We start from the raw sequence: 16,296 nt of genomic DNA on the forward strand, positions 1-16,296 counted from the left end.
GGATTAATCCGGTTGCCCTCAGGCATACATCAACCGTCCTTTGGGTTCGGGAATGGTGCGTCCCAATTCCTGGGCCGTCCCGATCCATTCGTCAATAATCTGTTCCAAATTGGCCAGGGTTTCGAGATATGAAGCACCGTCGGCGGCGCAACCCGGTAACTCCGGAACCTCGGCGATGAACGCCTGGTCTTCCTGGCTCCAATACATGATGATTTCATAGCGATACTTACTGCTCATCTTCCTTGCCTCCCAGGAGATACTTGAGTATCACCTGCCTCACCTGTTTGACCTGGTAAGGTTTGGCCTTGCCAGCCTTACTCTGGAGACTGAGAATTTTCCTCGTTCCCAAGCTCCTGCTTGGGAACGAATAATTTTCGCCCAAGCTCTGCTTGGGCACCTTAGTTGCGCTTGGGAACGAAAGCGGCTCTAACAAATCCGCGGCAGCAAATCCCCCGACGGCGGGTCCAGGATGCGGGCGGTGCCGATAACGGTGCGCACCTGCACCCGGCCCGCTGGCCCCTCGCCCACCTTGCCGATGACCCGGGCCGTCTCCCCGTAAGGGCTGCGCCGAATGATGAACAGCGCCTTGGCCGCATCCTCCGGGGCCACGAGGATGAGCATCTTGCCTTCATTGGCCACCTTGAAGACATCCAGCCCCAACGCCTCGCAGGCCGCGGCCACCGCGGGTTGCACCGGCACCCGGTTCTCGATGATTTCCATGGAAACTTGAGACTGCCGGGCGATTTCGTTCAAGGCCGCGGCAATCCCGCCCCGGGTGGGGTCCCGCATGGCGTGAATCTTACAGTCTTCCTCCAACAGGTTCAGCACCAACCCGGAAAGGGGCGCGGCGTCGCTGGCAATGGCCTCGCCGTCCAGGAGTTTTTCCCGGGCCAGCATTACCGCGGTGCCGTGATCCCCCACCGACCCGGTAAGGATGATCTCGTCCCCAGGCCTCGCGGCCGCCCCCGATACCCCAGGCCGCAACACCAACCCCACCCCAGCGGTGGTGATAAAAACCTTGTCCGCGGACCCCTTGGGCACCACCTTGGTATCCCCGGTCACGATAGCCACCCCGGCTTCAGCCGCAGTCGCCTGCATGGACTCGGCGATGGCCTGCAAAACCGAGATTTCCAGCCCCTCCTCCAATATAAAAGACGCTGATAGGACCAAAGGCCGGGCCGCGGCGGTGAGCAGATCGTTCACCGTGCCCGCCACCGCCAACCGGCCGATGTCGCCGCCGGGAAAAAATAGCGGGTCCACCACAAAGGAGTCGGTGGTAAACGCCAGTTGGTGGGAACCCACCAGGACGGTGGCGCTGTCGTCGCCGACCCGGTTCGGGTCGCCATACCGGGCCAGGAAGACCTCATCGATGAGCGTCGCCATCTCCCGGCCGCCGGCGCCGTGACTCAAAAGAATTCGTGACATAAAAGGATGGTCCTTTCGGGACAGTGAAGGGAGGACCGGGGGCAAAAGGGAAAGAGGCGAAGGGGCGAAAAGGATAAAAGCAATAAATTTTTATCCCTTCCCTTTTCGCCTTTTATCCTTTTCCCCTTTTCCCCCTTTTTCAAGTTATCTCTCGTACCTATACGCTGCGGCGCAAGCGCCCTCATTGGAGACCATGCAAGGTCCCAGGGGTTGGACCGGGGTGCAGCGGGTTGCGAACAGGGGGCATTCCACCGGACGCAGCACGCCCCGCAGGACCTCGCCGCAGCGGCAGGCCGAAGGGGGCGGGGGCGTAAGATTTTCCCATATTTTAGGAAACCGGGCTCGGGCGTCGAAGCGAGCGTAAGTTGAGCGAATCCCGGCGCCGCTGCCGCAAATGATTCCCAACCCCCGCCACTGGGCGTCTTCGGGTGCGAAGACCTCTGCCAGCAGCGCCTGAGCCCGGGGGTTGGCGGGGACCTGGACCGCCCGGGTATAGACGTTGTCTACGATGGCCTGGCCCTGGTGCAGTTGCCGCAAAATCGACTCTATCCCCAGGAGCATGTCGATGGGCTCAAAGCCGGTGACCGCGCAAGGCAGGCCAAATTCGGCGGGAATAAAATCGTAGGCTTCGGCCCCGATAATGGTGGTAACATGCCCCGGACAAAGCAGCCCGGAGACCCGCACCTCGCCGCTGGACAGCAACGCCTTAAGCGCCGCGGGCATGGTCTTGTGGACGCACCAGACGGAAAAATTGTCCAGGTCATAGTGCGCCGCGGTTTTTATGGCCAGGGCGGTGGCAGGCATGGTGGTCTCAAAGCCCACCCCGAAGAAGACCACATGGTTCTCAGGGGTTTGCCGGGCCAACTCCACCGCATCCAGAGGGGAGTAAACCACCCGCACGTCGGCCCCTTGGGCCCGCAGACCTTCCAGGGTGATGTTCGTGCCGGGGACCCGGAGCATGTCGCCGAAGGAGGCCAGGATTATATGCGGTTCGGTCCCCAGGGCCAGAAAGGCGTCCAGGTCTATTTGCGCGGTGACGCACACCGGGCAGCCGGGACCGGAAATCAGCTTAACATCGGGAGGCAACAGCGTTTTCAGCCCGAAGCGGGCCGCAGCCATGGTATGGGTGCCGCAAACCTCCATGACCGTGGCGGGGCCTTCCGCCAAGTTCGCCAGGCGCCGGACGAGTTCCTGGACCAGGGCCTGGTCCCGAAACTCGTCAATAAACTTCATCGACCAGGGTCCTGATCATGGAGAGGGTCTCCGCGGCATGCTCGGCATCCACCCGGGCAATGGCCAGTCCGGCGTGAATGAGCACGTAATCGCCTAACACCGCCTCGGGAAGCAGATCGAGGCGCACCTGGCGGGTCACCCCATCCACTTCGGCTACGGCGATAGTCCCGTCGATTTCAATGAGTCGCATGGGAATGGCAATACACATAATATTTCCTGTTTAACAGATTTTTCTCATTTTACAAAGCTTAAGGTGTTTATAAGCTATGGGGTAAAAGGGTAAAAGGGTAAAAGGGGAAATACCCGTGGTACAGGCTTTCCAGCCTGTATAGACGCGTGCTTTCGCCTCCGGCTAAATGAAGACTAATATTTTTAGTGGATGGCCAAGTCATTCCTTTTTCCCTCTTCGCCTTTTCGCCTTTTCCCCCTCTCTTTGCGCGGCCACGGCCACCTGGCCCAGGGCGATGGCGCCGTCGTTGGGCGGCGCCAGGGTGTGGGTCAGCACCTCAAAGCCCCGTTCTGCAAGGGTCTGGTGCAGCCGGCTAAAGAGCAAGGCGTTCTGCATCACCCCGCCGGACAGGGCCGCGAGGTTAAGCCCGGTCCGCTCCCGAACCAGGTCGCAGGCGTCGGCCAGGAGCCGCACCAGGGAATTATGGAAACGGCCCGCAATGGCGGCGGTGGCAACGCCGGCCAGGTAGTCCGTCACCGCACCGCCGAAGATGGCATGAGTATCCAGGACCAGGACATCACCTTGAGCACGAACGGCCGCGGGGTAGAAGCCGTCTTCGTTTTCATCCGCGGCCATTTCCAGTTCCATGGCGGGTTGGCCTTCGTAGGTCCGGGTGCGGCAGACGTTCAGGGCCCCGGCCAGCGCGTCAAAGAGGCGTCCGGCGCTGGTGGTGAGGGGTGAATTGAGCCCCTCGGCCAGTTGGCGGTGCAGAATACGGGCTTCCAAGGGAACGAAATCTATCCCTAGCTGCCCGGCCTGACTTAAAAAGTCGTCGCCATGGAGGGCATACAGGTAGGCTGCAGCCATGCGCTTGGGGTCTTTGACCGCGGCTTCCCCACCCGGCAGGCGCACGCGCGCGAGATGACCGGCCCGGGTAAAATCGGCCAGATCCGCCACCAGGAGTTCGCCACCCCACACGGTGTCGTCTTCGCCGTAGCCCGTGCCGTCCAGGGCGATGCCGATACATTTGTCGGTGCGGCGGTTTTCCGCGAGACACGCGGCGATATGGGCGTGATGGTGCTGCACCCCGATAAGCCGCACCCCGGTCAGCCCTTTAGCATAACGGGTACTGAGATAATGCGGGTGCAGATCGTGCGCCACGATCACCGGGTCCTGGCGGCACAGGGCCTTAAAATGGGTGATGGCCCGCTGGTAATAGTCGAAGGTCTCCACGCTGTCCAGGTCGCCGATATGCTGACTGAGCAACGCCACTCCCTGAGCGGCCACGCAGAAAGTATTCTTTTGTTCAGCCCCTACCCCCAAAATCGGTTCTGAGTCAAGGGGCAGATAAATAGGGTCCGGGACAAAACCCCGGGCCCGCCGCAGATAAATGGCGGCGCCGCCGACCACGGGCCGGACCACGGAGTCATCACATGGCACCTGGATGTCCCGGTTATGCATCAGAAAGGCGTCGGCCATCCCCTTTAGTTTGCTGCGGGCCTCATCATTACCATAAACCAGGGGCTCTTCGCTCAAGTTGCCGCTGGTCATCACCAGAGCGGGGGCATGCTCCATGAGCAAAAAATGCAGGGGCGTGTAGGGCAGCATAAGCCCCAGGTACTTATGGTTCGGGGCCACGTGGCGCGAGATGCCGCTTTGGTCCCGCCGGCGGACCAAGACGATGGGGCGCTCCCGGGAGATCAACCGGACCCGTTCCGCCTCGCCTAAATGGCACAGGCGCTGAGCCTCAGTCAAATCCCGGACCATGAGGGCAAAGGGTTTGGCCACCCGGCCCTTGCGTGCCCTTAAGCTTTGGACGGCCGCGTCAACGCTAGCGTCGGCCGCCAGGTGAAAGCCCCCCAGCCCCTTGACGGCCACAATCTTGCCATCTTTGAGCAGCCGGGCCGCGGCGAGGATAGCTTCCTCATCCAGGCGCTTCTCACCCTGTTCCAGCCAGACCAGGGGGCCGCAAAGGGGGCAGGCGGTGGGTTCGGCATGAAAGCGCCGGTCCTCGGGGTCCTCATATTCCGCCCGGCATTGGGGGCACAGTTCAAAGGCCGCCATAGTGGTGTGGGGGCGGTCATAGGGCACTTCCCGGATGATGGTGAACCGGGGGCCGCAGTTGGTGCAGTTGGTAAAAGGATACTGATAACGGCGGTTTAAGGGGTCGGTGATGTCGTTCAGACAGTCGTCGCAGGTAGCCACGTCCGCGGGGATCAGGGCCTGGGTAGCTTTAAGGTGCCGGCTCTCCCGGATGGTAAAGCCTTGGCTCCCTTGAGGCGGCGTGGCCTGGCTCACCACCGCCTCGATACGGGCCAGGGCCGGGGCCTGGTGTTGCAGTTCGCCGATAAACGTGGCCACCGCCGCGGGGGAGCCTTCGACTTCGATTTCCACGCAAAGGGACGTATTGCACACCCAACCGGCCAGGTGATGCCGCCGGGCCAGCCGGTAGATAAAGGGCCGAAACCCGACGCCTTGCACCACGCCGGTGACCTGTAGCCGTTTGCGGGCCAGATTCTCGGAAATCGCCATGAACATCTTTGTCTCGGGGCTGAAAAACTCCCGGATTTACGTATAGATAATAAAAGTATAACAAAATATTGCGATGATCCCCAGGAGCAAATTGCCGCCGCGAGACGAGAAGATCAATGCGGCGAAAGCGCTATTACGGATCACCACAGAGACGTTATGCTTGACTAAGTTGCTTTGACAAAAGCTATTATAATTAAAGAAAAAAGTATATTAATCATTGTAACTGTGGTATCGATAAACAATAGTAGCATTGGTTCAGCTCAGTTTTTCCCTGGTTACGGCTCGTCTTCAGGCGCGCCATTCACCGCACCACGGCCTTGGATGGCTCGGCTGCCCTCAAGCGTTCTAGCCGATATTGAACTTGGTGAAAAACTGAAAATATAGAAAAAATTATGATAAAATATCCCGAAATGGTTCATTATTAAGGCGTCTTGGGGTGCCGGAATCGGTCTCCGACGGGCGGTGAGGTCAACAGCTACATGGTCAAGCCGGTGGATTTTGACAAGTATTTTCAGGTAGTGGAGGAATTAGGCCTCTACTGGCTCCTCCTGAACAAAGTCCCCAACTGAGACCACTTAGGTCATTTTTCTATGGAAGCGGCTGATCTGCGCAAAGACTCAGAGTGCAGTACGGGGTCCCTGCGTATTTTAATTCTCGAAGATATGGCTAGCGACGCCGAACTCATGACCTATGAGTTGCGGCAAGCCAGGATCGATTTTTCTTATCGGCGCGTCACGGACCGGGAACAATTTCTCGCCGCCCTGGACGAAGAAAAGCCGGATGTGATCCTTTCCGACTTCCACCTGCCGGGGTTTGATGGCCTGGAAGCCCTGGCCCTGGCCCAGGCCAGGTACCCCGAAGTACCCTTCATCTTTGTCTCTGGAGCCATGGGTGAGGAAGTCGCCATCGAATCCTTGAAGCGCGGGGCCACCGACTACGTTCTCAAAGACCGCCTCTCCCGGTTGGGGCCTGCGGTCCAACGGGCCCTGCGGGAGGCCGAGGAGCGCCTGGAGCGTCGCCAGGCCCAGGCCGCGCTGCGAGACAGCGAGGCACAATTTCGCCTCCTCCTCAAGAACATCCCGGCCGTGGTGTATAAAGGCTACCTCGATTATGCGGTGGATTTTGTCGATGGGAAAGTGGAGGAAATCACCGGTTATTCCAAGAACAACTTCGATTCCCGGAAAGTGAGGTGGTCGGACGTCTTGCTCCAAGAAGACCTGCCGGGATTTAAAGAGGCCTTCCGGGAAGGACTGAAGGGTTCCAAGTCCTACATCCGGGAATACCGGGTCAAAAGAAAAGACGGAGAGGTCATCTGGATCCAGGATCGGGGCCAAATCTTTTGTGGTCCGGATGGCGGGGTGGATTACATACACGGCGTGTTCTTTGACGTCACCGAACGCCGGCAGGTTCAAGAAGCCTTGAGGGAGAGCGAAAATCGCTTCGCTTCCTTTATGCGCTACCTCCCCGGCATCGCCTTTATGCGTGACATCCAAGGGCGTTATCTCTATGTCAATGAAACCTGGGAGAAGGTTCGGCAGCGCCAACTTCAATCCGTGGTTGGGAAAGTCTTCAATGAGGTGTGGCCGGCCGAAAAGGTCGCACAATTAAATGAAGGCGACCGGCGCGTTCTCACCCGGGGCGAGCCGGTGCAGAATATCGAAGAGATTTCTCAGGATGACGGCGCCCATATCTGGCTGGTCAATAAATTTCCCATTCTGGACAAAGACGGCAAACCCATTATCATCGGCGCGGTGGGCATAGACATTACTCGGCGGCGGCGAGCCGAAGAAGCCCTGTGGGACTCGGAGCAGCGGCTGCGCTTCCTCACCTCCCAACTCCTCACCGCCCAGGAGCGGGAACGGAAACGGATTTCCATGGAGCTGCACGACGAGTTGGGCCAGAGCCTGGCGGTCTTGAAGCTGCAAATCCGGGCCATTGAACGTGGCCTGGATGAAGGTCAGCTGGACTTAAGGGTGGAGTGTCGGGAATTGCTTGAATACCTGGACGGAGTGATTGACAATGTTCGACGCCTGTCCCGGGATCTGAGCCCCGCCATCCTGGAGGACCTGGGCCTGCAGTCGGCCCTGAAGTACTTGATAAACGGGGTCAGCAAGCATTATACGGTCTCCCATTCCTTTGAAGTTGAGGATTTGGACCAGCTCTTCACCTCTGACGCCCAAATCATTATTTATCGCATCTTTCAGGAATGCTTGACCAACATCTCGAAGCATGCCGACGCCAGCCAAGTCTCCATTGCGATACGCAAAAAAGACGACTTGGTTTCCATTGTCTTGGAAGACAACGGCGCGGGGTTCGATCCGCGCCAAATTTCGGCCCGCCGGGTCGCCGGTCGAGGTCTGGGACTGGCCGCTCTCAACGAACGGGCCCGGATGTTGGGCGGGACTCTGGATATCCGGAGCCAGCCCGGGACCGGCACCAAGGTGACCTGTATTATTCCCATCGGTCATCCTTATGAGTCGATTGACCGTTGAGAGCGGGTTTCCGGCTTACAGAAAACAGCAAACCGTAGCCCAGGCTTGGAGATATTTTCTGGCCCTTTTGCCGATCGCTGCATAATAACGGAGGCACATAATGGACAGCCCTTTCAAGATCTTGTTGGCCGATGACCATGTGATGTTTCGCCGGGGCGTCCGAAGAATTATTCAAGGATTAGACAATGTGGAGGTAGTTGGAGAAGCCAGTGACGGCCTCGAACTCCTGCGACTTTTGAAGGATCTCGACCCCAATTTGGTGATTATGGATATTTCCATGCCCAACCTCCGCGGCTTGGAAGCCACCCGGGAGATCAAAAGTGTCGATTCCCGGGTCAAGGTTTTGATCCTGACCATGCACAAAGACCGGGAATACCTGTATCATGCCCTGACTGCAGGCGCGGAAGGGTATTTGCTCAAGGAAGATGCCGATGGCGAACTGATCTCCGCCATCGAAACCCTGCGCAAGGGCGGCACCTTTATATCCTCATTGCTTTCGGCCCAAATGGCCGATATCTTTGTGGATAAGTTCCGGCCCGGCGGCGAGTCCTTGACCGCCCCGGAAGAACCTCTCACCGTCAGGGAACGGGAGATCATCAAGCTCATCGCCGAAGGCAAATCTAGCAAGGAGATCGGCCAACTCCTCTTTATCAGCAGCCGGACGGTCCAGCATCACCGCGCCAACATCATGAGAAAATTGAACCTCAAGAAAACCGCAGACCTGGTGATGTACGCCATCCAGAAAGGTTACGTTACAGCCCAAGACCTGTGACGGCTTGCGGCAACTGCTGCAATTCGTTTTTCTTCATTCCTCAACCGCTTCGACCGCATTCCCCAGGAAAATAATTCCATCTTGAAGTATCCTGTCGGGGCGGATCTGGGTATTGTTGACCAACTATAGGTAATTTTACCTATAGGCAAATGGGCAGTAGTGCCAATTCCTTTCCGCCGTCTTCTCCATTACACTGGGAACCAAGATGGTATCCAGCGTGAATGTCAATCTTCCTACTGAGGCGAACCCCATAGAGGGCCATTACCCCATCATTTTGGCCGACGCCCATGCGCGGTTCCGCCGCGCAATGCGAAAAATTCTCGAAGAACATCCTGGCCTCAAGGTCTCGGGGGAAGCCGGCAATCGTTACGAGTTGTTCGATCTCTTAAAACAATCGCCCCCGGCCCTGGTGATCCTCGATGTATCTATGCCCGATCTTCGGGCCCGGGAAGGAATTCGACTCATCAAATTGCACTATCCCGAGGTGAAGGTCTTGATCATGGTCCTGGAACTGGAACCGGAATATTTATTTCAAGGATTGGCGACCGGAGCCGCCGGGGTTCTCCCGAAACAATATGTGGCGGGACAAATCTTCCTGGCCATTGCCGCCGTCCGTCGGGGCGAAGTCTATATCCCCCCCCGGTTCTGGGGTGATGCCCAACCTTTGGCGAAGACGGTCACGGTGAATGAGACATTTGTTGAGCCCGCCTAGGCATTTTTACCTAACGGCAAATAGGTAATTTGGCGGATTGATTTCAATACAAGAAAATGTGTTAAATAGCATCATGCTTAATCTGGTTCCCTCGTCCTCTATGCAGACATCTTCCGTCCACCTCAGTAGGCAGACAAGGAGCAGACCGATGGCTAAATACGACGTTCTCTTGGTTGGCGACGGCACGAACCTCCTGCGGACCATTGGTTGGGTTTTGGAATATAAAGGCTTTGCGGTAAAAGCCACGGCGAGCCCGGAGGCCGCTCTGGAAGCCCTGGTAAAAAAGAACTACGATATGGTCATTGGCAAGCTCACTGCGGATGACCGTGAGATTTTTGACATCCTGGATCGGGCCAAGCGGCTCAATCCCGACGTCAAGGTCATGGTAATCAGCGCCAATGGCGAGGCCATCTTCCCCCTGGAAGCCTACGAACTGGAGATCGACGACTACATCCTGATGCCGGTGAGCCCTGCTGAACTGTGGCGCCGGGTGAGTCAATGCCTGACAGACCACGAGGTGGTGGAACTCCAACCCCTGCGGCTTCCGGCGGACCTTCCCCAAGAGCGCGACCAGGCCAGGCCTCAAACGATGCTGATGCTCCACGACCTCAGGGGTGCCATGGTGTCCACCGCCGCAGCCATGAAGCTCATGGTCCGGGGCACCTATGGCGACATGAGCGAGGGGGCCCGGTCTCGACTGCAGGAGGTCTCCGGCAGGGTCGAAAACTTGATTCACCTGACCGATGAGTTTCTCGGTAAGGCCCTGGGGATCCCTGGTCTGGGTGAAAGAAAACGGGACCGCCTCGATTTAAGAGCAGATATCGTCGAACCGGTCCTGACTGAACTGGCCTCCGACATCCGAGACCATAAAATTACCCTGGTCAACCGCTTGCCCAACCGGCTGGAAGGCAAGATTCCGGTCCGGGGCAGTAAACCGTGGCTGAAAAGCGTCTTCAGAAACCTTATCAGTAATGGCATTAAATACGGCGGCAACGGCTGCACCATCGTCGTGGATTTCGAGACTCAAGGGTCCAACTGCCGGTTGAATGTCTATAATACCGGCAAGACCGTTCCCGAAGCCTACCGCTCCATGCTCTTTACGTATGGCCCGGAGATGCGGCGCTCGAAAAAGGGACGCTCAGGGCTGGGTCTGGGGCTGCCGCTCAGTCGGGACATCCTCCAGGATTACGGCGGCGACATCTGGTACGAACCCAAAAGCGATGGCTCCAACTTTGTAGTGTCGTTACCCCAATAACGAACCAGGTTTAAAAATCCGTGAACCCAAGGAGCTTCTGGGGCCTCTTTTTCCAGAGGAAGTTAGAAAAATTTTGGGAGTAACCGGGGTAGAAGGCTAACGGGGGCCTTCACCCCTTTTTTTGGTTGTGATTCCCTGGGGGGCCACATCATCCCCCTGCGCTTAGATCCTTGCTTTTTTTGTTTTTACTTGACAGCGATTTGCAGTATAAGTAAATAAATATAGGATGAAACAGGCGATGCCGCCGCAAGCAAGAGGGCAGTAACAACGAGGAGGATGTATCCAACATGAAGGTGAAGGGTAAGGTAAAATGGTTCAATGATGCCAAAGGGTTTGGCTTCATTTCTCAGGAAGACGGCACCGATGTCTTTGTGCATCATTCCGCCATCCAGGGGGAAGGGTTTAAATCTCTCCAGGAAAACCAGGAAGTTGAGTTTGAAGTGGTTCAGGGCCCCAAAGGCCTCCAGGCCCAAAACGTCGTCAAACTTGGACGTTAGGGACTAACCCCGTGCGGCTCCAGGGGTAGGGCCCCCTGGAGTCTTGCTGTCTCAGCGCTGCAGACCCAAGCCCTTCCGCGTCGCCCTGCCTTCCGGATAGGCCATTTCCGGCGCGGCTTTTTGGCTTCGCCCTCCACACCCGGCCCCAGGGCCGGGCACTAGGGCTGCTCGCTGCCGCCACCCTCTGATACCTAGTTGCGGTCATACAGGTAAATTTAGTTTTTTAGGGGCGGACCTATATGGTCCCCCTCAGAGCAACCGTAGGGCGGGAAAGCGTAGCGCATCCCGCCTTTTTTCTCGTTCCCAAGCACAAGCCTTGGGAACGCAAATTTCTGGCGGAGCTCTGCTTCGCCACCTTATCGCCTCTTCACCCGGTGACAGAGGTCTGTTTTTCGTTGAGCTCTCTTTGCAAAGTCTTAAAACTGAGTCATGGCTCCTCACCTTTCTGGCAATATCTGCGAGCCAGCCTATAGTTAGCTGAAGTCATCATGCAAACGGTCCCTTTGGTTAATTTTGGTAGTCGCAGACTTTAGCCTGTCCCGGCATATGCAAGACGTCTATTTTTTCTCGTTCCCAAGCGCAAGCCCTGGGAATGTAAATTTCCGGCGAAGCTCTGCTTCGCCACCTCATTGCGTATCTGCTAAACGCCTGATTATGAAAAACCTCTGGCACTGAAAGAAATCCTGACATGGAAAAAGCGTTATCTGATCCCCCTGCTCAGATTAAATTACCGGGTAACAGAGCCTTGTGCCGCTTTGGTGGCTTTCCTGGGAAACTGGCCAAAACCAAGCGCGCCGATGACGGCACAAAGTCCCCTGGCAGCGGCACACGGGCGGTTGCGAACTGGAAGTAAGCGGTCCATGATGGCCCCCAGGCGAAGTACAGCGGCAGAAAGCGTATCAAGTTCCATATGTTGCGGCTAATTGTTTCGGGATTATCCGGTACATGGCACAAAAAGGGGCAAAAAAGGGTTTTCACAAGGGTGCTAGTTGCCCTAAAACGCGCTTAAAACACTAAAAAACGGCAAAAAAGCGCTCAATATTGCCCGGAATAGGACATGTTTTTACCACATGCTGTCATCTATGAATTTTAGTTTTTTGTAAGGGCGGTCCAATGTGCCCGCCCTCAGATGGTCGCACCTGCAGGTGCGTTTCTATAAAACCGAAGCTATTTTTCCTTCTATGAGAGCAACTTTGTATGACAACCTCGCATAGCCGCTTCACCCGGCCCTGCGTCCAGAAAAGGATTGACCGGGACCCTCTGAATTGTTATTTTGTAACATGTAGGAGCATATGCACTCTGAATGCACGGATATTGAATCAAGTTTTTTTGCCGAAAACTGAAAACTGTTTTTAAGGGCGTCAGTATGTCCAAGCTTGCCAATTACTTTACCAAGGCTGACCGCAAGAAACTCTTCTTCGACTATCTCAAGCTCGTGGGCATCCTCGAAATCATTATTTTTATCGTGGTGGTCCTGTGGGCCTCGGATGATAAGTACCACCGGGTGCAGTCCGCCTTTCCCTGGCGGGAATACGTCTTTGTGGCCTTTGCCTTCCCCATTGTCTTCACCTTCCTCATGGGAGTGATCATCACCGGATTCAATTACTTCCTGGGAGGCGAAGCAGAAGTCAAGGCGGAAAGTGGTGAAGACCCTGCTAACCAGATGGACGCGCTGATCGGCCAGATCAAGCGCCTGCCCTACCTGAGCATTTTATTCCTGCTGCTGGTGACCATCTTCGCCCTCTACAACATGAACCACATCATGGCCTGGCTGGGTTCCTTGGGCTATAACACCTTCCGCTTCCTAAGCTATGTGCTGGCCGGATTGGGTGTGATTGTGGTCATCTACCTGATGTTCTTTCTCTTCTTCAAATACCGCCTTAACCATAAGCATATGAAATATCAGTATTACTCTGATATAGGCGACAAGCACGGGCTCATTATCTTGGATGACCGCACTGTCCTGGCGAGAAATGGGAATCTCCTGGTGAAGGGACGGCGGTGGCGGGGACCCAAGCAGGTGGGCAAGGCTACCAATCCCCCGGAATTATATTCTCCGGAACCACCCAACCCGGACCACCTGTCGTTGCCCAAACCCGAATGATCTCAACCTCTCCGGACTGGGGGGGCAGCTCTACCTCCCGGACCTGCCGGACCCTTATTATGGCTGCACTGCCCCAAGAAGTGCGGCCTTTTTTGCGCCGGGTCCGGGCCAGGCCCCGCCGGGATCTGGGATTGCCGGCCTGGGATTGGGAGCCTGAAGCGGCCGTGGTGGCCCTGTCCGGGATGGGACCCGCCGCAGCGCGCCGGGCCGCCGAGACCCTGATCAGCCTCTGCCGGCCCGAGCTTCTGGTCTCGATGGGGTTCGGCGGTGCTTTGGTCCCGGGGTTGGCTACCGGAAATGTGGTCCTGGGAGAAACCTTCTGGCACTATAACCCTGACATCCGAAAACTTACCGCCGGAGCCCGGCCACCTGCCCCGCGACCCCTTATACAGCTGCGTCAGGCCTTGAAGACCGCGGGACTCACCACCGTCAGCGCCAGCCTGGTTACCACCACCCGCATCATCCATAAAAAAGACCAGGGAGAGCCCTTAACCGCTTTGCCGCACCCGGTTTTGGATCTGGAAACCGGCGTCCTGGCCGAACTCGCCGCCGCGCATAACCTGCCGTTTCTAAGCCTCAGGGCGATTACCGATACGGCCGGGGAGGAGATTCCGGAATTTCTCCGTCATGCCGGAGACCCGGACGCGACCGTCGGCGTCCGGGAAGCCCTCAAGTGGCTGGCCCAGGATTTCCGCCGCGTACAAGACCTCTTGAGACTCTGGCGCGCCAGCCGCCGCGCCGCCCAAGCTCTTTCCGAAGCCTTGATGATCCTCTGGCCTCACCTTCTTTTCACTGAACACTGAAATTCGTTTTTATGCCCTCATTCCCAAGCTCCAGCTTGGGAACGCAACTCTCCGCCCAAGCTCTGCTTGGGCACCACCCCTAAAACGCAATTGTGATACTAAGGAGCAATTTTGAGCACCAGCCACGTCAGGAAGGGAACATAAATAAAGAACCCCACCCAGCCCAAGCAGGTCTCGCCGATGATAAAGGTCATGGCCAGGTTAAAGCCCAGGATACCCAGGTAGAAGGCGGGACCCAGGAGCGCCTGGGAAGGAAAGCTTAACCTGCCCCAATCCCAATAAGGGGCTGACGGCACCCGGGTAATCACCAGCTGCAAGACCCGGATGAGCACCAGGGCCACCAGGAACCAGCCGCCGAAGTTGGTCAACGTGATCCCGAAATAGGTCCCGCCCTCGGGATAGCCGTAAATTTGCCCCAAAAACCAGCGGTACCCCCTGAGCGCCAGGGGATCGATGACGATATCCAGGGTGACCATCAACACCGCCCCGAGGATCAAGACGCGCCAGGACCCCTGCATGGCGGCTTCCCCCTTCAGGAAAAAACCGCGCCCTTTCCAGCCCCCCGGCGTCAACGCCACCAGGGCCAGGGCGAAGCTCGCATAGGCCAAAAAGACGTAGGACAGGGAATCCATGAAGGGCACCCCGGCCACCCACAATTCCTGGTCCCGTGTGGCGGGGATGTATAGGTACTCGCCAAAAGGAAACCCGCTATGAATGGAGGAAAATTCCGCCATCCAGGAGATGACATATCCCAAAACCACAAAAGACAGGGCCCGGCCCGCGCCCAAATGCCAGGTGGCGATCACCAGATAAGCCCCTAAAAAGATAAACACGTAAGGCCGCAACCAGATGGTTCCCGCCAAAAGCCCCAGGCCATCAAGCATGTTTCTTGTTCCTTTTCAGGTGCGAGGGCCGAAGCGACCGGCGACCTCAGCCACCAGGGCGGCTTGCAAGGCGGGACATTTCCCTAAAGCCTCACCCCGGTTCCCTGCCTGAATGTCATAAATTATAGTGAGATTATCGCCTTAAGCTCCAGCTAATTTGCTACAATTGATTATAATAGATAGCAAATCGGAGAGACCATGCAATCGAAAACTCTCAATTTGCTGCAATTTCGAAACAATTTGATATCGAGAAGGGCCTGTCAGAAACAATTGTTTCGGTTGCGTTGGATTTTGGAGCTTTTCTTTAGAGAGATTTCTCCATGCTAGTCTTAGGCATCGAAACTTCTTGCGATGAGACCGCCGCGGCGGTGGTGGCGGACGGGCGCGTAGTCATGTCGTCGGTGGTGGCCACCCAGTTCGAGTCCCACGCCGCTTACGGCGGGGTGGTGCCGGAAATCGCGGCCCGGCGGCATCTGGAAAACATCCTGCCGGTGATCCAGGCGGCTCTGGATCAGGCCAAGATTACCTTAAACGACCTGGACGGCCTGGCCGTGACCCAGAGGCCCGGCCTCATCGGCGCCCTGATCATCGGCATGGCCGCGGCCAAGGCCTTGGCCTTCACCTTAAATAAGCCCCTCGTGGGTGTCAACCATTTACAGGCCCACATAATGGCGGCGTTCTTGACGGAGACCCCGCCCGCGTTCCCGTTCGTGGCCCTGGTGGTCTCCGGTGGCCACACCAACCTCTACCGGGTAGACGGCTTTACCGCGATGACCCTGTTGGGCAGGAGTCGGGATGATGCCGCGGGCGAGGCCTTTGACAAGGTGGCCAAACTCATGGAGTTGGGTTACCCGGGCGGGGTCAGAATCGAAGCCCTGGCCGCATCCGGCAACCCCAAGGCCTTCAACCTGCCCCGGCCCCGCATCCGGGAAGAACCTCTCACCTTCTCATTTTCAGGGCTTAAGACCGCGGTGGCTCACCAACTGAAGTTGCACCCGGAAATTCTCGGGGATGAAACGTCCCGCCGTGATCTGGCGGCCAGCTTTCAGGCGGCGGCGGTGGAGAGCCTCACGAGCCGGGCCGGGCTGGCTTTGATCGAGATGGGCTGCACCCGCCTGGTGGTCTGCGGCGGGGTGGCCGCCAACGGCCAACTGCGCCGGGCGCTGACGACCCAGGCCCGGACGGATGGCTTCGAGTTGTGTCTGCCGCCTCTGGCGCTCTGCACCGACAACGCCGCCATGGTGGCGGCTTTAGGCTACCGGCGGCTGGTGGCCGGGGAGCGTCTGAACCTGGATGGCGACGTCTTTTCCCGGGGTTGACAATCCCGATGCCTGCCATTGTCATATCGCCTTGACCAGACTCAGCCCTGTTCCGCTATCCTGAAAAATTAACCAAAAAGATAGAAACCACCGAGTTAT

General features: G+C 57.3%; 15 protein-coding genes. 8 read left to right on the forward strand and 7 right to left on the reverse strand.

The features are described 5' to 3' along the window. Positions 1–18: 18 nt before the first annotated feature. The 6 genes from WC600_10220 to hypF form a co-directional block, all read right to left on the reverse strand. Positions 19–237: a type II toxin-antitoxin system HicB family antitoxin gene (locus WC600_10220; protein ID MFA4903110.1), complete on the reverse strand. Its 219-nt coding sequence runs from the start codon at positions 235–237 to the stop codon at positions 19–21. After that, entirely contained in the window at positions 227–349 is a 123-nt protein-coding gene (locus WC600_10225; GenBank protein MFA4903111.1) for a hypothetical protein, read from the reverse strand. The genes WC600_10220 and WC600_10225 overlap by 11 nt, the downstream gene beginning before the upstream one ends. Before the next feature lie 77 nt (positions 350–426). Continuing rightward, positions 427–1,425 carry a hydrogenase expression/formation protein HypE gene (gene hypE / locus WC600_10230; GenBank protein MFA4903112.1) on the reverse strand — a complete coding sequence of 333 codons (999 nt, stop codon included), beginning with the start codon at positions 1,423–1,425 and terminating at the stop codon, positions 427–429. A 144-nt stretch (positions 1,426–1,569) separates the two neighbouring features. Further along, positions 1,570–2,658: a hydrogenase formation protein HypD gene (gene hypD / locus WC600_10235; GenBank protein ID MFA4903113.1), complete on the reverse strand. Its 1,089-nt coding sequence runs from the start codon at positions 2,656–2,658 to the stop codon at positions 1,570–1,572. Next, complete coding sequence (locus WC600_10240) at positions 2,645–2,866, reverse strand: HypC/HybG/HupF family hydrogenase formation chaperone (protein ID MFA4903114.1); 222 nt, start codon at positions 2,864–2,866, stop codon at positions 2,645–2,647. Before WC600_10240 ends, hypD begins: the two co-directional genes overlap by 14 nt. 180 nt (positions 2,867–3,046) lie before the next feature. Then, complete coding sequence (hypF, locus tag WC600_10245) at positions 3,047–5,365, reverse strand: carbamoyltransferase HypF (protein MFA4903115.1); 2,319 nt, start codon at positions 5,363–5,365, stop codon at positions 3,047–3,049. A 584-nt stretch (positions 5,366–5,949) separates the two neighbouring features. Between hypF and WC600_10250 the strand changes: the two genes are divergently transcribed. From WC600_10250 to WC600_10280, 7 genes are all read left to right on the forward strand, one after another. Then, on the forward strand, positions 5,950–7,851 hold the full coding sequence (locus tag WC600_10250) for a PAS domain S-box protein (protein ID MFA4903116.1): 1,902 nt from the start codon (positions 5,950–5,952) through the stop codon (positions 7,849–7,851). Positions 7,852–7,951: 100 nt separating this feature from the next. Continuing rightward, positions 7,952–8,623: a response regulator transcription factor gene (locus WC600_10255; protein MFA4903117.1), complete on the forward strand. Its 672-nt coding sequence runs from the start codon at positions 7,952–7,954 to the stop codon at positions 8,621–8,623. A gap of 205 nt (positions 8,624–8,828) precedes the next feature. Then, positions 8,829–9,335 carry a response regulator transcription factor gene (locus WC600_10260; protein MFA4903118.1) on the forward strand — a complete coding sequence of 169 codons (507 nt, stop codon included), beginning with the start codon at positions 8,829–8,831 and terminating at the stop codon, positions 9,333–9,335. A 148-nt stretch (positions 9,336–9,483) separates the two neighbouring features. Further along, complete coding sequence (locus WC600_10265; protein MFA4903119.1) at positions 9,484–10,590, forward strand: hybrid sensor histidine kinase/response regulator; 1,107 nt, start codon at positions 9,484–9,486, stop codon at positions 10,588–10,590. A gap of 287 nt (positions 10,591–10,877) precedes the next feature. Then, positions 10,878–11,087 carry a cold-shock protein gene (locus tag WC600_10270; GenBank protein ID MFA4903120.1) on the forward strand — a complete coding sequence of 70 codons (210 nt, stop codon included), beginning with the start codon at positions 10,878–10,880 and terminating at the stop codon, positions 11,085–11,087. A gap of 1,366 nt (positions 11,088–12,453) precedes the next feature. Further along, on the forward strand, positions 12,454–13,191 hold the full coding sequence (locus tag WC600_10275) for a hypothetical protein (GenBank protein MFA4903121.1): 738 nt from the start codon (positions 12,454–12,456) through the stop codon (positions 13,189–13,191). Between the two features lie 59 nt (positions 13,192–13,250). Further along, on the forward strand, positions 13,251–13,994 hold the full coding sequence (locus WC600_10280) for a hypothetical protein (protein ID MFA4903122.1): 744 nt from the start codon (positions 13,251–13,253) through the stop codon (positions 13,992–13,994). A gap of 98 nt (positions 13,995–14,092) precedes the next feature. Here the strand turns inward: WC600_10280 and WC600_10285 are convergent, their stop codons facing one another. Next, complete coding sequence (locus WC600_10285) at positions 14,093–14,878, reverse strand: carotenoid biosynthesis protein (GenBank protein MFA4903123.1); 786 nt, start codon at positions 14,876–14,878, stop codon at positions 14,093–14,095. A gap of 320 nt (positions 14,879–15,198) precedes the next feature. On the opposite strand from WC600_10285, the gene tsaD reads away from it, so the two are divergent. Continuing rightward, positions 15,199–16,197 carry a tRNA (adenosine(37)-N6)-threonylcarbamoyltransferase complex transferase subunit TsaD gene (tsaD, locus tag WC600_10290; protein MFA4903124.1) on the forward strand — a complete coding sequence of 333 codons (999 nt, stop codon included), beginning with the start codon at positions 15,199–15,201 and terminating at the stop codon, positions 16,195–16,197. Positions 16,198–16,296: the final 99 nt, after the last annotated feature.

It is taken from the genome of Desulfobaccales bacterium (assembly GCA_041648175.1).
Classification (GTDB): Bacteria; Desulfobacterota; Desulfobaccia; order Desulfobaccales; family 0-14-0-80-60-11; genus 0-14-0-80-60-11.

Excerpts from the sequence above, each read along its gene's own strand:
- WC600_10275 (MFA4903121.1), top strand. The coding sequence starts at position 12,454 with ATGTCCAAGCTTGCCAATTACTTTACCAAGGCTGACCGCAAGAAACTC.
- tsaD (MFA4903124.1), top strand. The coding sequence starts at position 15,199 with ATGCTAGTCTTAGGCATCGAAACTTCTTGCGATGAGACCGCCGCGGCG.
- WC600_10255 (MFA4903117.1), top strand. The coding sequence starts at position 7,952 with ATGGACAGCCCTTTCAAGATCTTGTTGGCCGATGACCATGTGATGTTT.
- WC600_10260 (MFA4903118.1), top strand. The coding sequence starts at position 8,829 with ATGGTATCCAGCGTGAATGTCAATCTTCCTACTGAGGCGAACCCCATA.
- WC600_10265 (MFA4903119.1), top strand. The coding sequence starts at position 9,484 with ATGGCTAAATACGACGTTCTCTTGGTTGGCGACGGCACGAACCTCCTG.
- WC600_10270 (MFA4903120.1), top strand. The coding sequence starts at position 10,878 with ATGAAGGTGAAGGGTAAGGTAAAATGGTTCAATGATGCCAAAGGGTTT.
- WC600_10250 (MFA4903116.1), top strand. The coding sequence starts at position 5,950 with ATGGAAGCGGCTGATCTGCGCAAAGACTCAGAGTGCAGTACGGGGTCC.
- hypF (MFA4903115.1), bottom strand. The coding sequence starts at position 5,365 with ATGTTCATGGCGATTTCCGAGAATCTGGCCCGCAAACGGCTACAGGTC.
- hypD (MFA4903113.1), bottom strand. The coding sequence starts at position 2,658 with ATGAAGTTTATTGACGAGTTTCGGGACCAGGCCCTGGTCCAGGAACTC.
- WC600_10240 (MFA4903114.1), bottom strand. The coding sequence starts at position 2,866 with ATGTGTATTGCCATTCCCATGCGACTCATTGAAATCGACGGGACTATC.
- WC600_10280 (MFA4903122.1), top strand. The coding sequence starts at position 13,251 with ATGGCTGCACTGCCCCAAGAAGTGCGGCCTTTTTTGCGCCGGGTCCGG.
- hypE (MFA4903112.1), bottom strand. The coding sequence starts at position 1,425 with ATGTCACGAATTCTTTTGAGTCACGGCGCCGGCGGCCGGGAGATGGCG.
- WC600_10220 (MFA4903110.1), bottom strand. The coding sequence starts at position 237 with ATGAGCAGTAAGTATCGCTATGAAATCATCATGTATTGGAGCCAGGAA.
- WC600_10285 (MFA4903123.1), bottom strand. The coding sequence starts at position 14,878 with ATGCTTGATGGCCTGGGGCTTTTGGCGGGAACCATCTGGTTGCGGCCT.